The sequence below is a fragment of the Lysinibacillus xylanilyticus genome, assembly GCF_001183605.1.
GTDB classification, from domain to species: domain Bacteria; phylum Bacillota; class Bacilli; order Bacillales_A; family Planococcaceae; genus Lysinibacillus; species Lysinibacillus xylanilyticus.
Genome location: NZ_LFXJ01000013.1, coordinates 1 through 15,853, shown reverse-complemented (window position 1 = coordinate 15,853; position 15,853 = coordinate 1). Strand labels below are relative to the sequence as shown.

The 15,853-nt window shown below is 36.5% G+C and carries 16 protein-coding genes, 8 tRNA genes and 1 pseudogene; 6 read left to right on the top strand and 19 right to left on the bottom strand.

Annotated features, from left to right (window positions below; all coding sequences use genetic code 11):
- Window positions 1-159: 159 nt before the first annotated feature.
- The 3 genes from ACZ11_RS23105 to ACZ11_RS23095 all read right to left on the bottom strand — a co-directional run bounded on the left by ACZ11_RS23105 (window position 160) and on the right by ACZ11_RS23095 (window position 2,554).
- Entirely contained in the window at window positions 160-756 is a 597-nt protein-coding gene (locus ACZ11_RS23105) for a hypothetical protein (RefSeq protein ID WP_134008471.1), read from the bottom strand.
- Between the two features lie 344 nt (window positions 757-1,100).
- A complete protein-coding gene (locus ACZ11_RS23100) occupies window positions 1,101-1,529 on the bottom strand; it encodes a MerR family transcriptional regulator (protein WP_049668891.1) in 429 nt (142 codons plus the stop codon).
- A gap of 17 nt (window positions 1,530-1,546) precedes the next feature.
- Window positions 1,547-2,554, bottom strand: a complete 1,008-nt coding sequence (locus ACZ11_RS23095; protein ID WP_049668890.1) for a medium chain dehydrogenase/reductase family protein — start codon at window positions 2,552-2,554, stop codon at window positions 1,547-1,549.
- Window positions 2,555-3,280: 726 nt separating this feature from the next.
- Here ACZ11_RS23095 and ACZ11_RS23090 point away from each other — a divergent pair.
- The gene (locus ACZ11_RS23090; RefSeq protein WP_049668889.1) at window positions 3,281-4,867 is read left to right on the top strand and encodes a catalase; all 1,587 of its coding nucleotides are present in this window, start codon (window positions 3,281-3,283) and stop codon (window positions 4,865-4,867) included.
- A gap of 61 nt (window positions 4,868-4,928) precedes the next feature.
- Here the strand turns inward: ACZ11_RS23090 and ACZ11_RS23085 are convergent, their stop codons facing one another.
- The 3 genes from ACZ11_RS23085 to nagB form a co-directional block, all read right to left on the bottom strand.
- A complete protein-coding gene (locus ACZ11_RS23085) occupies window positions 4,929-5,831 on the bottom strand; it encodes a S66 peptidase family protein (RefSeq protein WP_082172874.1) in 903 nt (300 codons plus the stop codon).
- 23 nt (window positions 5,832-5,854) lie between these two features.
- Window positions 5,855-6,064, bottom strand: coding sequence for a hypothetical protein (locus ACZ11_RS26745; RefSeq protein ID WP_049668887.1), 210 nt, complete (start codon window positions 6,062-6,064; stop codon window positions 5,855-5,857).
- Window positions 6,065-6,249: 185 nt separating this feature from the next.
- Window positions 6,250-6,963, bottom strand: coding sequence for a glucosamine-6-phosphate deaminase (gene nagB / locus ACZ11_RS23075; RefSeq protein ID WP_049669172.1), 714 nt, complete (start codon window positions 6,961-6,963; stop codon window positions 6,250-6,252).
- 195 nt (window positions 6,964-7,158) lie between these two features.
- Between nagB and ACZ11_RS23070 the strand changes: the two genes are divergently transcribed.
- On the top strand, window positions 7,159-7,902 hold the full coding sequence (locus ACZ11_RS23070; protein ID WP_049668886.1) for an arylamine N-acetyltransferase family protein: 744 nt from the start codon (window positions 7,159-7,161) through the stop codon (window positions 7,900-7,902).
- Between the two features lie 87 nt (window positions 7,903-7,989).
- Here the strand turns inward: ACZ11_RS23070 and ACZ11_RS23065 are convergent, their stop codons facing one another.
- Window positions 7,990-8,340, bottom strand: coding sequence for a VOC family protein (locus ACZ11_RS23065; protein ID WP_049668885.1), 351 nt, complete (start codon window positions 8,338-8,340; stop codon window positions 7,990-7,992).
- 261 nt (window positions 8,341-8,601) lie between these two features.
- Between ACZ11_RS23065 and ACZ11_RS23060 the strand changes: the two genes are divergently transcribed.
- The 3 genes and pseudogenes from ACZ11_RS23060 (at window position 8,602) to ACZ11_RS23050 (ending at window position 10,728) form a co-directional block, all read left to right on the top strand.
- Window positions 8,602-9,198 carry a TetR/AcrR family transcriptional regulator gene (locus ACZ11_RS23060; RefSeq protein WP_049668884.1) on the top strand — a complete coding sequence of 199 codons (597 nt, stop codon included), beginning with the start codon at window positions 8,602-8,604 and terminating at the stop codon, window positions 9,196-9,198.
- Window positions 9,199-9,894, top strand: a complete 696-nt coding sequence (locus tag ACZ11_RS23055; RefSeq protein WP_049668883.1) for an SGNH/GDSL hydrolase family protein — start codon at window positions 9,199-9,201, stop codon at window positions 9,892-9,894.
- A gap of 18 nt (window positions 9,895-9,912) precedes the next feature.
- Window positions 9,913-10,728: pseudogene (locus ACZ11_RS23050) on the top strand (SDR family NAD(P)-dependent oxidoreductase).
- Between the two features lie 251 nt (window positions 10,729-10,979).
- Here the strand turns inward: ACZ11_RS23050 and ACZ11_RS23045 are convergent.
- The 4 genes from ACZ11_RS23045 to thpR all read right to left on the bottom strand — a co-directional run bounded on the left by ACZ11_RS23045 (window position 10,980) and on the right by thpR (window position 14,014).
- Window positions 10,980-11,264 (bottom strand): hypothetical protein, encoded by a 285-nt coding sequence (locus ACZ11_RS23045; RefSeq protein ID WP_049668882.1) that lies wholly within the window; start codon window positions 11,262-11,264, stop codon window positions 10,980-10,982.
- 240 nt (window positions 11,265-11,504) lie between these two features.
- On the bottom strand, window positions 11,505-12,200 hold the full coding sequence (locus ACZ11_RS23040; protein ID WP_049668881.1) for an ABC transporter ATP-binding protein: 696 nt from the start codon (window positions 12,198-12,200) through the stop codon (window positions 11,505-11,507).
- 1 nt (window position 12,201) lies between these two features.
- Entirely contained in the window at window positions 12,202-13,236 is a 1,035-nt protein-coding gene (locus tag ACZ11_RS23035) for an ABC transporter permease (RefSeq protein ID WP_049668879.1), read from the bottom strand.
- 217 nt (window positions 13,237-13,453) lie between these two features.
- On the bottom strand, window positions 13,454-14,014 hold the full coding sequence (gene thpR / locus ACZ11_RS23030) for an RNA 2',3'-cyclic phosphodiesterase (RefSeq protein WP_049668878.1): 561 nt from the start codon (window positions 14,012-14,014) through the stop codon (window positions 13,454-13,456).
- Window positions 14,015-14,245: 231 nt separating this feature from the next.
- Here thpR and ACZ11_RS23025 point away from each other — a divergent pair, with 231 nt between their 5' ends.
- A complete protein-coding gene (locus tag ACZ11_RS23025; RefSeq protein ID WP_049668877.1) occupies window positions 14,246-14,566 on the top strand; it encodes a hypothetical protein in 321 nt (106 codons plus the stop codon).
- Between the two features lie 385 nt (window positions 14,567-14,951).
- Here the strand turns inward: ACZ11_RS23025 and ACZ11_RS23020 are convergent.
- The 8 genes from ACZ11_RS23020 to ACZ11_RS22985 form a co-directional block, all read right to left on the bottom strand.
- Window positions 14,952-15,032, bottom strand: a tRNA-Leu gene (locus tag ACZ11_RS23020).
- Between the two features lie 47 nt (window positions 15,033-15,079).
- A tRNA-Cys gene (locus tag ACZ11_RS23015) sits at window positions 15,080-15,153 on the bottom strand.
- Between the two features lie 8 nt (window positions 15,154-15,161).
- Window positions 15,162-15,236: transfer RNA gene (locus ACZ11_RS23010), tRNA-Gly, on the bottom strand.
- A gap of 6 nt (window positions 15,237-15,242) precedes the next feature.
- Window positions 15,243-15,317 (bottom strand) — tRNA-Gln (locus ACZ11_RS23005).
- A 17-nt stretch (window positions 15,318-15,334) separates the two neighbouring features.
- A tRNA-His gene (locus ACZ11_RS23000) sits at window positions 15,335-15,410 on the bottom strand.
- Window positions 15,411-15,444: 34 nt separating this feature from the next.
- A tRNA-His gene (locus tag ACZ11_RS22995) sits at window positions 15,445-15,520 on the bottom strand.
- 114 nt (window positions 15,521-15,634) lie between these two features.
- A tRNA-Trp gene (locus ACZ11_RS22990) sits at window positions 15,635-15,708 on the bottom strand.
- A gap of 13 nt (window positions 15,709-15,721) precedes the next feature.
- Window positions 15,722-15,805: transfer RNA gene (locus ACZ11_RS22985), tRNA-Tyr, on the bottom strand.
- Window positions 15,806-15,853: the final 48 nt, after the last annotated feature.

The following is a 15,853-nucleotide window of genomic DNA, read 5'->3' as shown; positions in this document are numbered from 1 at the left end:
CAGAGAGTCTGTTGACATTGCAATTAACTTCGATAATTTTCGTTATTTTAATTTCAAGCTCTAAAACAATTAAAATAAATACAGCAAAAAAGCATCCCTTGAACTGCATTGCAATTGTTAAACACAATTGAGGTGCAGTTCATAAGAGATGCTATTGGTCTACTTAGTTAACTCAAAATTAAATTCAAATTTTCCTGATTTTAGATCAGCAAATAGATTAGTTACCTTATATTTAGAATCCGTATATGAATGAGTGCCTTTCTTCTCCTCAGCTATACCTAAGGATTCACTAAATTTATCTAAATCTAATCCTAGTACTTGAGCAACTAATACAGCGGAAGTTATTCCTTCTTGCCATTCGTCTCCCTCTTCATTTACTTCTTTTTCAGGAAGTCCTTCTACAGAAACATTATATCCAATTATTTTTTTATCCTTATTATATTTAGCAACTAGTTTGTAATGGCCCTTATATTCTTTAAAATCAGTATCCAATAAGATTTGTGAGAAATCATTAAGTTCATTAGTTACCGGTTCTGGAATCTTCACTAATTCTACCGGTTGAACCTGTTTAAATAAATCAACGGCAGCATTGTAATCTTTAGCAAACTTTTCTACCGTAGCTTTTGATTCAGAATCAACTTCTTCAAATTTTACTGTAACGATCTCTTTTTTTTCTGCCTCTTTTTTCTTCTCTGTTCCTTCTCCAGAACATCCAACTAGTATAACTGCTAGTAGTAATAATAAAACTTTCTTCATTACCTTTATTCCCTCCGAATGCATATCAATAAAAATATACTTTTTTAGATTTAATGAAATAGAATTTATAGCACAAAAAACACCTAAATTACAATCCCACATCCTCTTATTACAATTCTGACAAATAAAGGTTTATATTACCACAATTAATTTTCGTCATTTTTCGACATCTTTAATTAAGATTTGTATTGCATATTGAATTAAATGGGTAAGGCAAGAATCACTTCTTTTTTGAACCTTTCGTAAAAAAAGCGTTCAACCGCTGTGGTTAAACGCTTTTTGGTAGTATATTTATTGTTCTTCTACAAGCAATCCACTTAGGAGCAAGGGTATCTCTTGCCAAGTCATTTAAAATGCTTTACTGGTTTTGAAGTCTGTTCATTTAGCATCTCTAAGTAAAAACTTCTTTTCTCATTTGCAAGAGTCATCACGTTTCCCAATTGCTCCAATTGCTGCTCTAGTAGATTAACATGTTTATTTAATAGTTCAATCCGTTTGTGTAAAATATCCTGGATATTTTCTATTTCTTGATCATTTTGTGTTAACAGACATCCATCTTCAACAAATAAAGCAATATCCTTTAGCTTCATTCCTGTTTGCTTTAATCCATAAATAAATTGAATAAAGCGAAGATCCTGATCATTATATTGCCGAATCCCGTTTTGTTTCCCATCCATACGATAAGGATTAGGTAAGAGACCCATTTTTTCGTAATAACGTAGTGTATATGTAGAAATACCTGTTAATTTCGATACTTCACCAATCGAGTACATTAAGTTTTTGTCCCCTTTCATTCACATATAAGAACAACCTTTCCTACCGATAATGAATTTTCAAGTAATTCTTGTGCATGTGCCGCTTCCCTTAATGGAAGTCTGTAAGAAATCAAAGGATTGATTTGCCCTTCCTCTAACAATGAGAGAAGGAACCGAACATCTTCCTGAAACCAATCTAATCTTTCTTTTTTTAAAGAGGTTATAGAGTAAAGATAGGCAGGATTACCTTTCTCTGTAGTTTGATCTTCAGCCAACCTGCCCCATTCTTTGGTCCACTCTTCTGAATCTCCTTCCTGAAGAATCGAAGTATAGCCGTAACCTATGAATCGTCCATTCTTGCTTAAGGTTTTCATCGAACGCTCATAATTCCGACCTCCTATTGGATCAAATACAACATCCATACCTTCAGGAGCCTGGATACTAAGAATATCTACAAAATCTTCGTTTCGATAGTCAATAGGCATGGCGCCGAAATGGGATACAATTGAATGTTTAGCCAAGGAAGCTGTGCCATACATTTCTAATCTCGCTAACTTTCCAAGCTCAAGCAATGCAGTACCAACCCCTCCACTCGCTCCGTGAGTAAGGATACGTTCCCCTTCAGCTACCTTTGCAATCCGGTGAAGCATTTGATAGGCTGTCACATAATTTAAGATCACAGCAACCGCCGTTATGGAATCGATATGAGCAGGAATTCCGACAACCTCATCGTCCATCGCGTACACATAAGATGCATAGCCACCCGTACCGTTAAAAAAGACGGCTACCTTATCCCCTATCAAATATTTTTGTACGCCTTCTCCCAACTCATCAACAATTCCAATAGTGTCGTATCCTGGCGTAAAAGGAGGTATAGGAGTTAGCGGAACTTTTCCCTCTCTCCTCATAATATCCGCAAGTGCAACACCAGCAGCTTGGACCTTAACGCGAATTTCTCCTCTTTTAGGTTTTCGTAATGGCTCCTCTATCACTTCAATAACCTGAGGTCCTCCGTATCGAGTTACAATTACTCGTGTATTCAAATTAAAACATCTCCCCTCAATAAAGATGTTTGTATTATATTTGTTAGAGTAAACTCTAAGTCAAGGGATCTATTTTGCATTAGCCATGGTTTAAAGTTCTATTACATAGACGATTTCCCTGAAACTGTATACAATATATTTATGGGGTCGTTGAGACTTCATATCGAATTGGATGTGCTGTTTTCAAAACTAGCTTTTTGGAGCTAACTCAAACGAAACCTATGACAAGTTACCTGTTACTGTATGACCAATGACTAATAACCAACTATAAGCAATGGCCATACTCAAACAACTTGACTATTATTTGAAAACGCCATCCAATAGCTCTCATACAACTTGTGTGTAGGAGAGCTTTTTATGTGCATATAATTACCTCACCTTGCATTAACGAATAAAGAAGTAATGTAGAAAATAAACCCTATTGCAAAGGCAATTAATTGATCTAATCATATTTCATCATGAAGAAACCATCTTAGCAATAAGACTCCATCGAAAAGTCATAATAAAAAAACCCAATATATTTTAATCCATTATGTAGCATTTTCTATCTCTTCAAATTAATAAAAAAATCCAAGGTGTTTCAATATTAACGAACACTCTTGGTAAACATATTTTGATAATTCGCTTTAGTTGACTCTCACTCATCTCGTGTGCTAAGTGTTTTTTCATGACTAGTTCTCCCCTAACCTGGACAGAATGTAGACATCAAAAGAAAGGGGTTAAACAATGACAAACCAACATGATTCAACAAACGAGCATGACATGACTTTGACAAATCGACAGGGGCACCCTATTACTAACAATCAAAATATACGAACTGTCAGTAATCGAGGTCCTGCAACCCTTGAAAACTATGATTTTATAGAAAAAATAAGTCACTTTGACCGGGAAAGAGTTCCTGAGCGTGTTGTTCATGCACGTGGTGCAGGGGCGCATGGCTATTTTGAGACATATGGTGTTGTTGGGGATGATCCTATTTCAAAGTATACAAGGGCAAAAGTATTTCAGGAAAAGGGGAAGCAGACGCCTGTTTTTGTGCGCTTCTCAACAGTTATTCATGGTGGTCATTCACCAGAGACATTACGTGATCCACGAGGCTTTGCTGTAAAATTCTATACTGAGGATGGTAACTGGGATTTAGTCGGCAATAATTTAAAAATCTTCTTTATCCGCGATGCAATGAAATTCCCTGATATGATTCACGCCTTTAAGCCTGATCCCATTACAAATATTCAGGACGTTGAACGCTTTTTTGATTTTTGTGCAAGTTCACCAGAATCCTTCCATATGGTGACATTCATTTATTCACCATGGGGTATTCCTGCTAATTATCGAATGATGCAAGGCTCTGGCGTCAATACGTATAAATGGGTCAATAGTGAAGGCAAAGCTGTCCTTGTAAAATATCATTGGGAACCTTTACAGGGCATTAAAAACTTAACACAAAAAGAAGCAGAAGATATCCAAAAGAAAAACTTCAATCATGCCACACAAGATTTATACGATGCGATTGAAAATGAGGATTATCCTGAATGGGAGCTAAACGTCCAAATTATGGAGGATGGTCCACATCCAGAGCTTGATTTTGATCCGTTAGATGATACAAAGCTTTGGCCTAATGATCAATTCCCGTGGTATCCAGTTGGTAAGATGGTGTTAAATAAAAATCCAGAAGATTATTTTGCTGAAGTTGAACAGGTCGCTTTCGGTACAGGTGTGCTAGTGGACGGACTGGATTTCTCGGACGATAAAATGCTACAAGGTCGTACCTTCTCTTATTCTGATACACAGCGTCATCGTGTAGGTGCAAACTATTTACAACTTCCTATCAATGCTCCTAAAAAACGAGTGGCAACCAATCAAAACGGTGGTCAAATGATGTACAAGCGAGATTTAGCTCCTGGGCAAAATCCTCATATTAACTATGAGCCGTCGATGTTAAATGGTTTAAAGGAAGCTACTCAATCGGCTAAAGAATATACACCACTCGTGGAAGGTAATCTCGTTCGGGAATCCATTGATCGTCAAAGTAATACGAAGCAAGCTGGCGAAACGTATCGCAATTTTGAGCAATGGGAGCGAGATGAGCTGCTTGAAAACTTAATTCGTGATTTAGCAGTCTGTCATATAGCCATTCAAGAAGCGATGATTGCATTAGCGGAGGAAGCAGATGAGGAGTATGGTCGCTTGTTAAAAGAAGGGTTGCAAAAAGCTCAGAATGATTCTTCTTCATTAAAGCCACTTGGTAATATTGATGGTGATAAAGCGCCTAAAAAGGCTGTAGATAAAGGCCATGACGCAGAGCCTTATTAATAGCCTAAACGTTCCTATAAAATAAAGCGCTCAGCACAATATAAAGTGCTGAGCGCTTCTTTTAATGCACACCAGGCAAAATCTTTAGTACCTTTTCCTGTGCATCTAAAATAGCATCTACGCCTAATGGAATAGCAATATTCGTTGAATCATGACCAATTTTAAAGCCTGCTACAACCGGAACGTCTAAATCCGCAAAATAGTCCTTCATTAAAGTCATTAGTGCCGCTTCATCCGCTTCTGTTTGCGTAAAGGAGCCGATAATAACACCTGCTAATTGCTCAAGCTTTCTAGCTTGCTTTAACTGCTGTAGATTCTCATCGATTTTTGGAATAGTTTCTCCAAGGTCCTCAATCAATAAAATTCGATCTTCCGTGCGAACTTCAAATTTTGTACCTAATGTGTTAACAAGACGACGTAAATTGCCACCAATAATCTGACCACGAGCAACACCAGTTGCAATCGTTGTTAACGGGGCAATATCCTCCGTAAACTGTAATTCCATCGGTGAAAATAACTGTAAAAACATTTTCTTTGATAAATCATCTATTCTATCTACAGACATAAGGAGCGGTCCATGAAACGTCACTAAACTAGCATATTCGTTAATCGCGCAATGTAAATATGTAAGATCAGAGAAGCCCCAGAAGACTTTTGGATTTTCCTCAAGTAGTCCGTAGTCAATCTTCTCCGCAATGCGTGCAGAGCCATAGCCCCCCTTAACACAAAAGATTGCCTTCACCTCTGGATTTCTGACCATCTCATGAAAGTCAGCCAGACGCTCTTCATCACTACCTGCCAGGTAATCGTGCTTTGCCTGAATGGTATCCCCAATTATATAGTTAAGACCTAACTCTTCAAGAAAGGCTATTGCAATTCCTAGCTTTTCGGACTCTACTTGACTTGATAAAGCCACAAGACCAACTGTATCGCCCTTTTGTAAATGTGGTACGGTGCTTTTCACCCTAACCCCTCCTATTGTTTTTCTCATTCTAGCATATAGAAACTATTGTAGCATTGATTAATGGCGAAGCTAATATCTATGACAGCTAAATTTCTAGGTGAATGCTCCTTCTTTGGCGGGCTATCCACAACATTGACTGCTCTATCCACGATTTTGTCTGTTCTATCCACGATTTTGTCTGTCCTATCCACGATTTTGTCTGTCCTATCCACGATTTTGTCTGTCCTATCCACGATTTTGCCTGTCCTATCCGCGATTTTGGTGTCCTATCCACGATTTTGCCTGTCCTATCCACGATTTTGCCTGTTCTATCCGTCGCTTTGCCGATTCTATCCGTCGCTCTGATTCCTATCCCCGTCCCTTCGAATTCAAAAAAAAAGGCGTAGACTTCAAATAATATAAAGTCTACGCTTAATTTTTATTTTGTTCCGCCGTAAATAATCGTTACATTTGGATGATTTAATAATTGGCTTGCTGGGAAATCTTCAGTGATGATACCACTTTTTAATTTTTCTATAGCCTCTAGTTTTTTTTCACCAAATGCAATTAACACGATTTCCTTGGCTTTCATAATAGATTGAATGCCCATCGTAATAGCATGTGTCGGTACATCTTTAGAGTTATCAAAATAAATTGCATTTTCGGTGCGTGTAGATTCAGTTAATTCTACAATATTAGTCATTGTATCAAAAGATGTGCCTGGTTCGTTAAAGCCAATATGCCCGTTAACGCCAATGCCTAGAAGCTGTAGATCAATTCCTCCCGCTTCCTTAATTCGAGCATCATAGGCCGCACACTCAGCATCTAAATCTTCTGCCTTACCATTTGGTAAATGTATATTTTCTTCCTTAATATCAACATGATTGAATAAGTTCTCATGCATAAATGTCCAATAGCTTGCCGGACTTGATTGATCGAGACCTACATATTCATCAAGGTTAAAGGTAATCACATCGCTAAAAGATATATTTCCAGCTTGTTGGCGTTTCACTAATTCCTTATACATTCCTACAGGAGAACCACCAGTTGCTAATCCTAAAATACTCGCTGACTTTACTTGTAATTGTTTAGTGAAAATATCCGCTGCCACTTTGCTCATTTCATCGTATGAATTTACTTCTAACCATTTCATTTCGCTTGTCATTCGTATACCTACCTTACAATCATTATTATTAACTAAAATAATAGGAAATATCTCTCTTTATAGTAGTTAATAATTTCATTTTACTAGTTATTTACCTTCTTTTCTATTATTTTCTTTCTATTATTCACGTGTATTCTCAAGCCATTTCGGTTATGTTATTTAGTAAGGAAGTGAGGAGATTTTATGAATTCACAAATACAGCAATATTTAAAGCTTATTCAATTTCAAGGATCTTTAGAGCCATCTATTAAGCTACTTGGTCAGCTCCAAACAAAAAATCTACATACCATTCCTTATGAGAACCTAGATGTTGCCTTGAAATATGGCATCTCCTTCGCTATCCCTGACCTTTTTCAAAAAATCATTATTCAACATCGCGGAGGTAATTGCTTTGAACTAAATATTTTATTTAGTTGGCTACTTCGTGAACTTGGCTTTTCTGTAACCAATCGCTATGCACAGTTTTGGCGCAATAATAAAGCCGAAACTCCTATTGAGGATGTACCTATGCATCAGCTATTGCTGGTTAATTTCGGTGGCCAACCATATATTTCGGATGTTGGCGTAGGTGCACTAGCTCCTTGTAAGCCAGTTCCACTAATAGCTGGGCATCAACACCGTGAAGGTAATGAGCTTTATAAAATTGAACGAGATGAAGCGAATGGCTGGATGCTGTATGAACAAACAAAGCATAATTGGCGTTTACTTTATAGTTTTTTTGATGACGCTAACGATGCACAGTTTGCACCAAGACTTTCTAAACAAAAAAATAAAATCGCTATGATTCGTACTCCTCGCGGACGACATACAATGCTAAATAACGAATTTCGAATTTACGAGGGTTACTCCCTTACAACTTATACAACTCATAACGAAAAAGAATGGCGACAAGCACTTCATCGCTTTTTTCATATTTCAATAGATTAAATGCTTTTCCTATGCTAACTTTTTAGATACGACGTATTCACAAAAAAGCCTCCGCAATCGTTTGCAGAGACAGACTTATTAATTAGACTATTTGTTTTGAATTAAGCCGAAGCCAAGCCCAGTTGGATCTACCATATAGGCAAGATAAAACTCATCGAATTCCATTTTGTCACGAACAATGATGGCACCATTCTGTTTAGCTTTGGAAATAGCGTCATCGATAGAATCCACTTCAATTTGAATACGTGTCCCAAACGGATAGTCATGTGGCCCCTTAGCAATACCGCCATTAATCCCAGATTTTTTATCTTCCCCGGTTGTTACAGCCCAAAATCCCCAATTAGGTGCAGCTGCTTCCCAACCAAAAACCTTAGCATAAAACTCAGTTGCTTTTTCAGGCTCCTGACTATTTAATTCAAACCCTTTTACTCTCCCCACATAGTTCCCCTCCTGATTTTTGAAGTATAATTTATAGTTCAAAAATTGTTAAATATTTCCTTCAACCAATTATGTCTTAGCATAATGGTAAGAGACTTCTGTACCTGTCGCTACGCTTTCGATACATAAAACATTTGTAGCTTCACTGTCCGTAGCAATTGTAAAAACATGTTAACTTAGGTATTTAACTATTCATTAATTAGTAAAATATTGTATACTTAAATTAGAACGGCCGTTCAAATCTAAAAAAGAGGTAAACCCTTGAACAAAAGACGTTATGATAGCGAGAAAACAAAAGTTGTAATTATGGACCATGCGGTTAGTTTGTTTTCTCAAAAAGGCTATAATCAAACATCAGTAGGAGATATTTCAACCGCTTCAGGCTACAGCAAAGGACATATTTATTATCATTTTGAAAACAAAGAAAAGCTTTTTGTTCTTTTATCGCAACAAACAATGCAAGATTGGCACAACAAATGGCTGCAAAAAGAATGTATCTACTCCACGGCAACAGAAAAATTATATGGCATGGCTATGCATGTTCTCTATCATTACCAAACACCTTTATTAAGATCAGGGCAAGAGCTAGCTTCCAATCCAAAATCGAGTCCTGAATCCGTGCAACAATTATACAATTTAGCGGTTGTACCGATGGGTGCTTATCGTACGATTCTTCAAGAAGGAATTGATAAAGGAGAATTTGTTCATGGAAATATTGAGGAGTGGACAGTTCTACTAGGCACATGGCTAGGAGGGTTATGTCAGCTTACAAATACTCAGGAGCTTAAAGCACTAGAGCCACTCTTTAACCAGGCAATAACCATTTTTTTAAAGGAGATAAAAAAAGGTGGGATATAAATGAAAATTGCATGTATAGGAGACAGCTTAACAGAAGGTCGACCAGGAGTTTCATTTTTCAAACTACTAACAGCAAAACATCCACATATCGAATTTAATAATCTCGGTAAACCGGGTGAGACAGTAAAAAGCTTACACACTCGTTTGGAGAAATCAAAGCTAGCTACTTATTATGACCTCAGCTTTCTTTGGATTGGTGTCAATGATGTCTATGCTAAACTTTTGAAAGTGCAGGCACAGCCAGTAACAAAAAATCATCATGAATTTAAAGATTACTATGTAAACTGTTTAGAAATGATTTTAGCATCCTCTAAACATGTTGTTTTAGTAACACCAGCTTTAATAGGAGAGACAATTAAAAACACTTCAAATATGGAATTAAAAGAGCTCTCCTCTATTATTCAGTCCATCTCTTCTAAGTATACAAATGTTAGCTTTTTAAATATGCAAGAAGTGTTTGAGCATCACTTGGATCAAGTTAATAGTTCGAATTATATTAACACCAATGTTATGCGAGTAATGCAAGATGTACTGTTTTATAAAAATCCTTTGCGAATTGACCGATTATCCAAAAAGAGAGGGCTACATTTAACGTTAGATGGGGTTCATTTAAATAGTAACGGAGCAGAACTTGTCGTGGAAGAATACACAGCTGTAATTGAACAGCTTCAATTACAGGAAGCTACTGTCCATTAGGATTTCATACGAAAGGTGATGAATATGAGAAAGGTTGCGATTGTTACTGGTGGTGTATCCGGTATAGGGAGGGCTATCTGCAAAGAATTAGTAGGTCGTAATGTATTTGTTATTATTGCAGATATCAACGAACATGATGGACGTCTGCTAGAGGCAGATCTAAATAAAGAGGCTTCAAATGCTCAATTTATTGAATTAAATGTAACCGATTACAAAAGTGTTGAACATGTCATCACAAATGTATATGAGGAATTTCAAAGATTAGATTATTTATTCAATAATGCTGGTATAGCTATGTATGGTGAAATTTATGATATGTCGATGGACGAATGGAAAAACATTGTGGATCTTAATTTATGGGGCGTTATATATGGTACTCAAGTTGGCTATCAAATCATGAAGGAACAAGGTTTTGGACATATCATCAATACATCATCAGCAGCAGGGCTGGGGCCATCTCCTATATCTACGGCATATTAAACTACGAAACATGCTGTTGTGGGCTTAACGACATCACTTCACTATGAGGCTGAGGAATTTGGCATCAAGGTAAGTACGCTATGTCCGACTTTTGTTGATACACCTATTTTTGATAAAGCAACCGCTATTAATATCGATAAATCATTGATGTCCAAACAATTGAAAAAACAAAAAATGATGTCTCCGCAGCAACTAGCAAAAATCACTATTGCAGGCGTACACAAAAATAAGCCTATTATCTGTCCTATGCCAATGCGTAAAACAATGGATGTTATCTTTACGATCTTCCCTTCGTTGCATAGGGCATTAATGAGAATGGTCTGTAAAGTAAGTCGAAAAGCTCGATTAACATAAACATTTATCGTAAAAGCTTCTTCCAGATGGTAAAAAACCGCTATGCTTTTCCGCAGGCCAGACACGAGCCGCATCAGGGCAAAAAATAGGATGTTGGACACGAAGGCATAGTCTCCTTCGCTACATTTTCATTATTTCATTACACTCATCCCAAAAACAATTTGTAGGAGTCTCGCGGCTTTTTACCTTTATATTTAAGATAATTAAAACACACTGAACGGAATAACCCCTTTTCAGAGATAAATAGCTAGTTATTTATACTTTCCTTTATCATTTTTATAAATACCTAAAAGTAATATAATTAACCCTATAACAAAAATTATAGGAGATAAATACATCATAATCGATGTTGCCCAACTATTTTTAACCACTATTCCATACATTACGCCAATTACAAAAGATAAGAACGGTGCAAACGCTATCATTGTAATGATACCCCAAACGATGTAATTCCCTTTCTCTGACCTTCCTTCGGTTAATTGGAATCCCGCTATTAAACCAACTAATACTATCAATAAAGCAATGACAAACGCCATTTCAAATCACCTCCCTCTTTCTTTCTATAATATGCTCCATTAGTTTAGTGGTTTGGTAACATAACACTAGGCTTATTAAAAATATCTATAAATTGCGCCCAGACGAAACGGAAAATCAGCTTAACATTATTGTGATGAGCCTGTTTAACTTCTTTCAGCGGGTGTCACGCAATTATACCGTGGCATAATTGATTCAAAAAAAACACAACCATCAATAACTGTGGTTGTGTTTTTTACGATTCAATCTAAATAAATGGCATCTTGCAAAATGACACCGTCGCTCATTTTTATAATACGATCCGTATAAGCAAGCATTTCTTCATCGTGTGTCACCATTAAAGTAGTAATGTTTAACGTTTTAGTCAAATCTCTAATTAGCAACATAACCTCTTTTGATCTTTGTGAATCTAAGCTTGCTGTTGGTTCATCTGCGAAAAGAACTTTCGGTTTATGAATGATTGCTCGGGCAATGGCAATACGTTGCTTCTCGCCACCTGACAATGACGAAGGATAAGCCACTTTTCGATGATCCATCCCTACTAATTTTAGGATTCGATTAACTTCATTTTTTTGTTCCTGCTTTTTTAATTTTGATTCCGAAACATCTAGCATTAGCAGTAGTTGCTCCTCAACTGTAAGAAAAGGTACAAGGTGTGCAAACTGAAAGACAAACCCAAACTCACTTGCTCGTACTTTTCGAACCTCTTCAGAGTTCATGATAGACATATTTTTCCCTTCAAATATTACGTGCCCATCTGATGCAGGCTGAAGTCCAGCAGCTATTGTCAGAAGTGTACTCTTACCAGATCCAGATGCACCGACCAATGCAGTTATTTCCCCTTCATTTAGAGAAAGATCTATGCCTTTAAGTATTTCTTCCTCTATCTCGCCATTCTTAAACGTTTTTCTAACTTCATCGATTTTAAATAAAGTCATATTAAGCCTCTCCTTGCTGTATCGCTTGTAATGGTTGAATTTTTTTAATTTGGATACCTGAAATTGTAGCACCAATAAATCCAATAATTAAGAATACAATCGATAATTGCGTTGTTGTCGCAATTGTTAAAGTGAAAGGCATTCCTTTTGGCGCTATCAGATTAAATGCTTGGCTAAAGGCTACCGACAAAATAAGTGAAATAACTGTAATGATAGCCATCTGTGTCCATATCATTTTGAATAATTTACTCGTTTTCACACCAATGGCTTTCAAAATTCCGTATAAACCAATTTTTTGAACGTTCATCATATAGAAGAAGATAGCAAACAGCATCCCACTAATGACTATTAAAAACCAAACAATCATATTTAAAGACATTTGTTCTGCATTATAACTTGGAATTGTATTAAGAAACTCTTTATTCGAAAATGATTCTAATCCAGCAAATTCTTTTGAAGAATCTCCGTCTGGCGCGAAAATCATCTGCATTTCATCAACACGGTAAATTTCTTTATAATCTTGTTCATTAATATAGGCAACAGGTGCATGACTATATTTCTTTTGGTCGACAAATCCTTTTACTACAAACTTGCCACTAAATTGATTATTCGTTAATGTATCTCCTACTTTAATTCCTTTATCTTTCATTGAACTATCTAATACGACTTCATTATGTTTCACATTTTCAAATAAATCTGACTCGGTAGATGTAACAAAGGCAACGCTTTGTTGCTTATTGTCCTTATCATTTAAAAAGCCCATTTGTAATGAAAAAGCTACTGCATCTTTTTCTTTGCTCAATATTTCATTTTGTGTACTGCTATCTATTTTTGACAGATTATAAGTTTGATCTGCATCCTTATTCATATAAAATTGACCTTGTGGTAAATCCTTGATTAGAGCGGCATTATCTTGTGACAATCCATTCGCCAAACCAGAAATAATAAAAGTTAAAAAACTAACTAGAAAAACAATCGAACCTAATATTAAAAATCTTACTTTATTCTTCTTAATTTCTTTCCATGCAAGATTCATAGTTAACTCCTCCATTCCTTTTTACATCCTTATCATAAAATCCTTAAATGAACGGAAGATGAACTAATTATTAAAAGTGAGATGTTTTTAACAAAAAAGCTCGTAAACCTTTTCTTTTTGGTTTACGAGCTGATCTAATATTCATCATTATTATAGTAGTAGGCTTTTTCCCTTTGTCTGTACATTATGCAACCAACCACTTCATACATTTACAGATTTATTGGTCATCTAAGTGAATAACTGCCTTTTTATAATATTTCGGGTTTTCCTCTACCCTTGATTCGTACAAAATCACTTCTTTCACTGGAAATTCAGGAAGCTGAAACTCTTCTTTTAGCAATTCTTCGAATAGAAATTTACCGAATGCCTCATCCCATTTTCTCGCAACAGTTATATGTGGTGTAAAAGGCTTCATATCTAATTCAAATCCAGCTTTAATACAATCACGGTATACTATGTCTCTCACAAAATTTAATTGCTCAGATTCGAGCAGATCCACCCATAAAATTCTTGGATATTCTCTTCTTCCAAAAGTATTGAATCCTTGAATTATTAATTCGAATGGAGGAACATTCTGAAGATTTTTTTCCATTTCAACCATCACATCCTGTAATTGCTCTTCATCCGCATGACCTAAAAAAGCCAATGTGATATGATAATCTTCCTGATGAACCCATCGTTTAAAATGAAAATCTGTCTTCATTCCTTCACATCTCACTTTAAGAGCTGCTTTAATGTATGAAGGAAGTGGAACTGCAATAAAAAAGTGTCTGTTCATAATCATATCCTCTCTATTCATCGTAAATGCTACTTATCAGGCATTATGTCTTTTCCTACAATAATTTAACCATTACTACTCATGCTAAAGCCGCGAAGACTACCCAGGTAAAAGGAAAACATTCTTTCCATTTAAATAACCCACTTTGCTTTTTAGCTGAGTTAGCCATAACCTTCATTTCTATATTCTTTCTCACTTTATAATGATAACATGTAAAGAGAGGTGGTCTAAATGGAACAACAAGATTATTATCAAAATTTTCTAAAAAGACTTTGTAAAGCACACAATATTTCTCCTCGAAAACCTAGATTTATTGAAGTTGAAGATGTGGTTACTATTAATATTAAAAATCATTTGAAAGAAGGAGTAGATTTGGAATGTTTTAAAATTCTAAATCTTATTTATCAAACGGTTGGACCTTTAGGTATAAAATTTAATCAGCAATTACTTTTATATCCGGGTGGAAATAGATTGGATAGAGTAACAGTAACCTTTTCCAAAAAGGATTATATAGCTTTAAACAAAAAATTAGAAAGTGGTGAAATAAATTAAGGGTAGCTTAATGCTACCTTTTATTAATAATCCTAAATGGACCAGCAACAAATAAAATTGAACGCAACAAACTCGCCATTACTTTTTCATCTCGTCACCCCCTTGTTATTATTGATTTCTACCATATCACTCATTAAAAAAGCATACAAATCAATCTTTGTTGGCTTTCGATCATATTTTGAGAAATGCTTTTTTTGAAATTTTAAATTCACATATGATATAAAAGAGTTTTAGACTAATATTATTTAAAATTCTGTACTATGTATAAGCAATCTATGGTTCGTATAAAAAAATCCTCTCAAAAAATACATTTTGAGAGGATCTTAAATGTTTTCTACAAACAAAAAAAGAACCCTTGTAATCAAGGATTCTTTACTAAATATGATACCGGTGGTCGGGGTCGAACCGACACTCCAAAGGAACACGATTTTGAGTCGTGCGCGTCTGCCAATTCCGCCACACCGGCATAATGGAGATAAAAAAAATCGGAAAATCCGATTAAGAAATAAATTATGGAGGCGGCAACCGGATTTGAACCGGTGATAAAGGTGTTGCAGACCTGTGCCTTACCACTTGGCTATGCCGCCATAATAATTGGAGCGGAAGACGAGGTTCGAACTCGCGACCCCCACCTTGGCAAGGTGGTGTTCTACCACTGAACTACTTCCGCAATAAATGGCTCGGGTACCTGGATTAGAACCAGGGCGTGACGGAATCAAAATCCGTTGCCTTACCGCTTGGCTATACCCCATAAGTTAAATATATAAATGGGGCGGCTGATGGGAATCGAACCCACGAATGCCTGACCCACAATCAGGTGCGTTAACCACTTCGCCACAACCGCCATATTACTATATATTTTATTGTTTTAAATTAAATGGGGCGACTGATGGGAATCGAACCCACGAATGCCTGAACCACAATCAGGTGCGTTAACCACTTCGCCACAACCGCCATGAAATTAATTAATNACGAATGCCGGAACCACAATCCGGTGCGTTAACCACTTCGCCACAATCGCCACTATATGTAATCATAGCAGTGTTTGATAACGAGTACCTCGAAAATTGGCAGGGGCAGTAGGAATCGAACCCACATCAAAGGTTTTGGAGACCTCTATTCTACCGTTAAACTATGCCCCTATGAATAAAAAACTGGTGGAGGGGGACGGATTCGAACCGCCGAACCCTAAGGAGCGGATTTACAGTCCGCCGCGTTTAGCCACTTCGCTACCCCTCCGGAAAAGCCATGGTGCCGGCGATAGGAGTCGAACCCACGACCTACTGA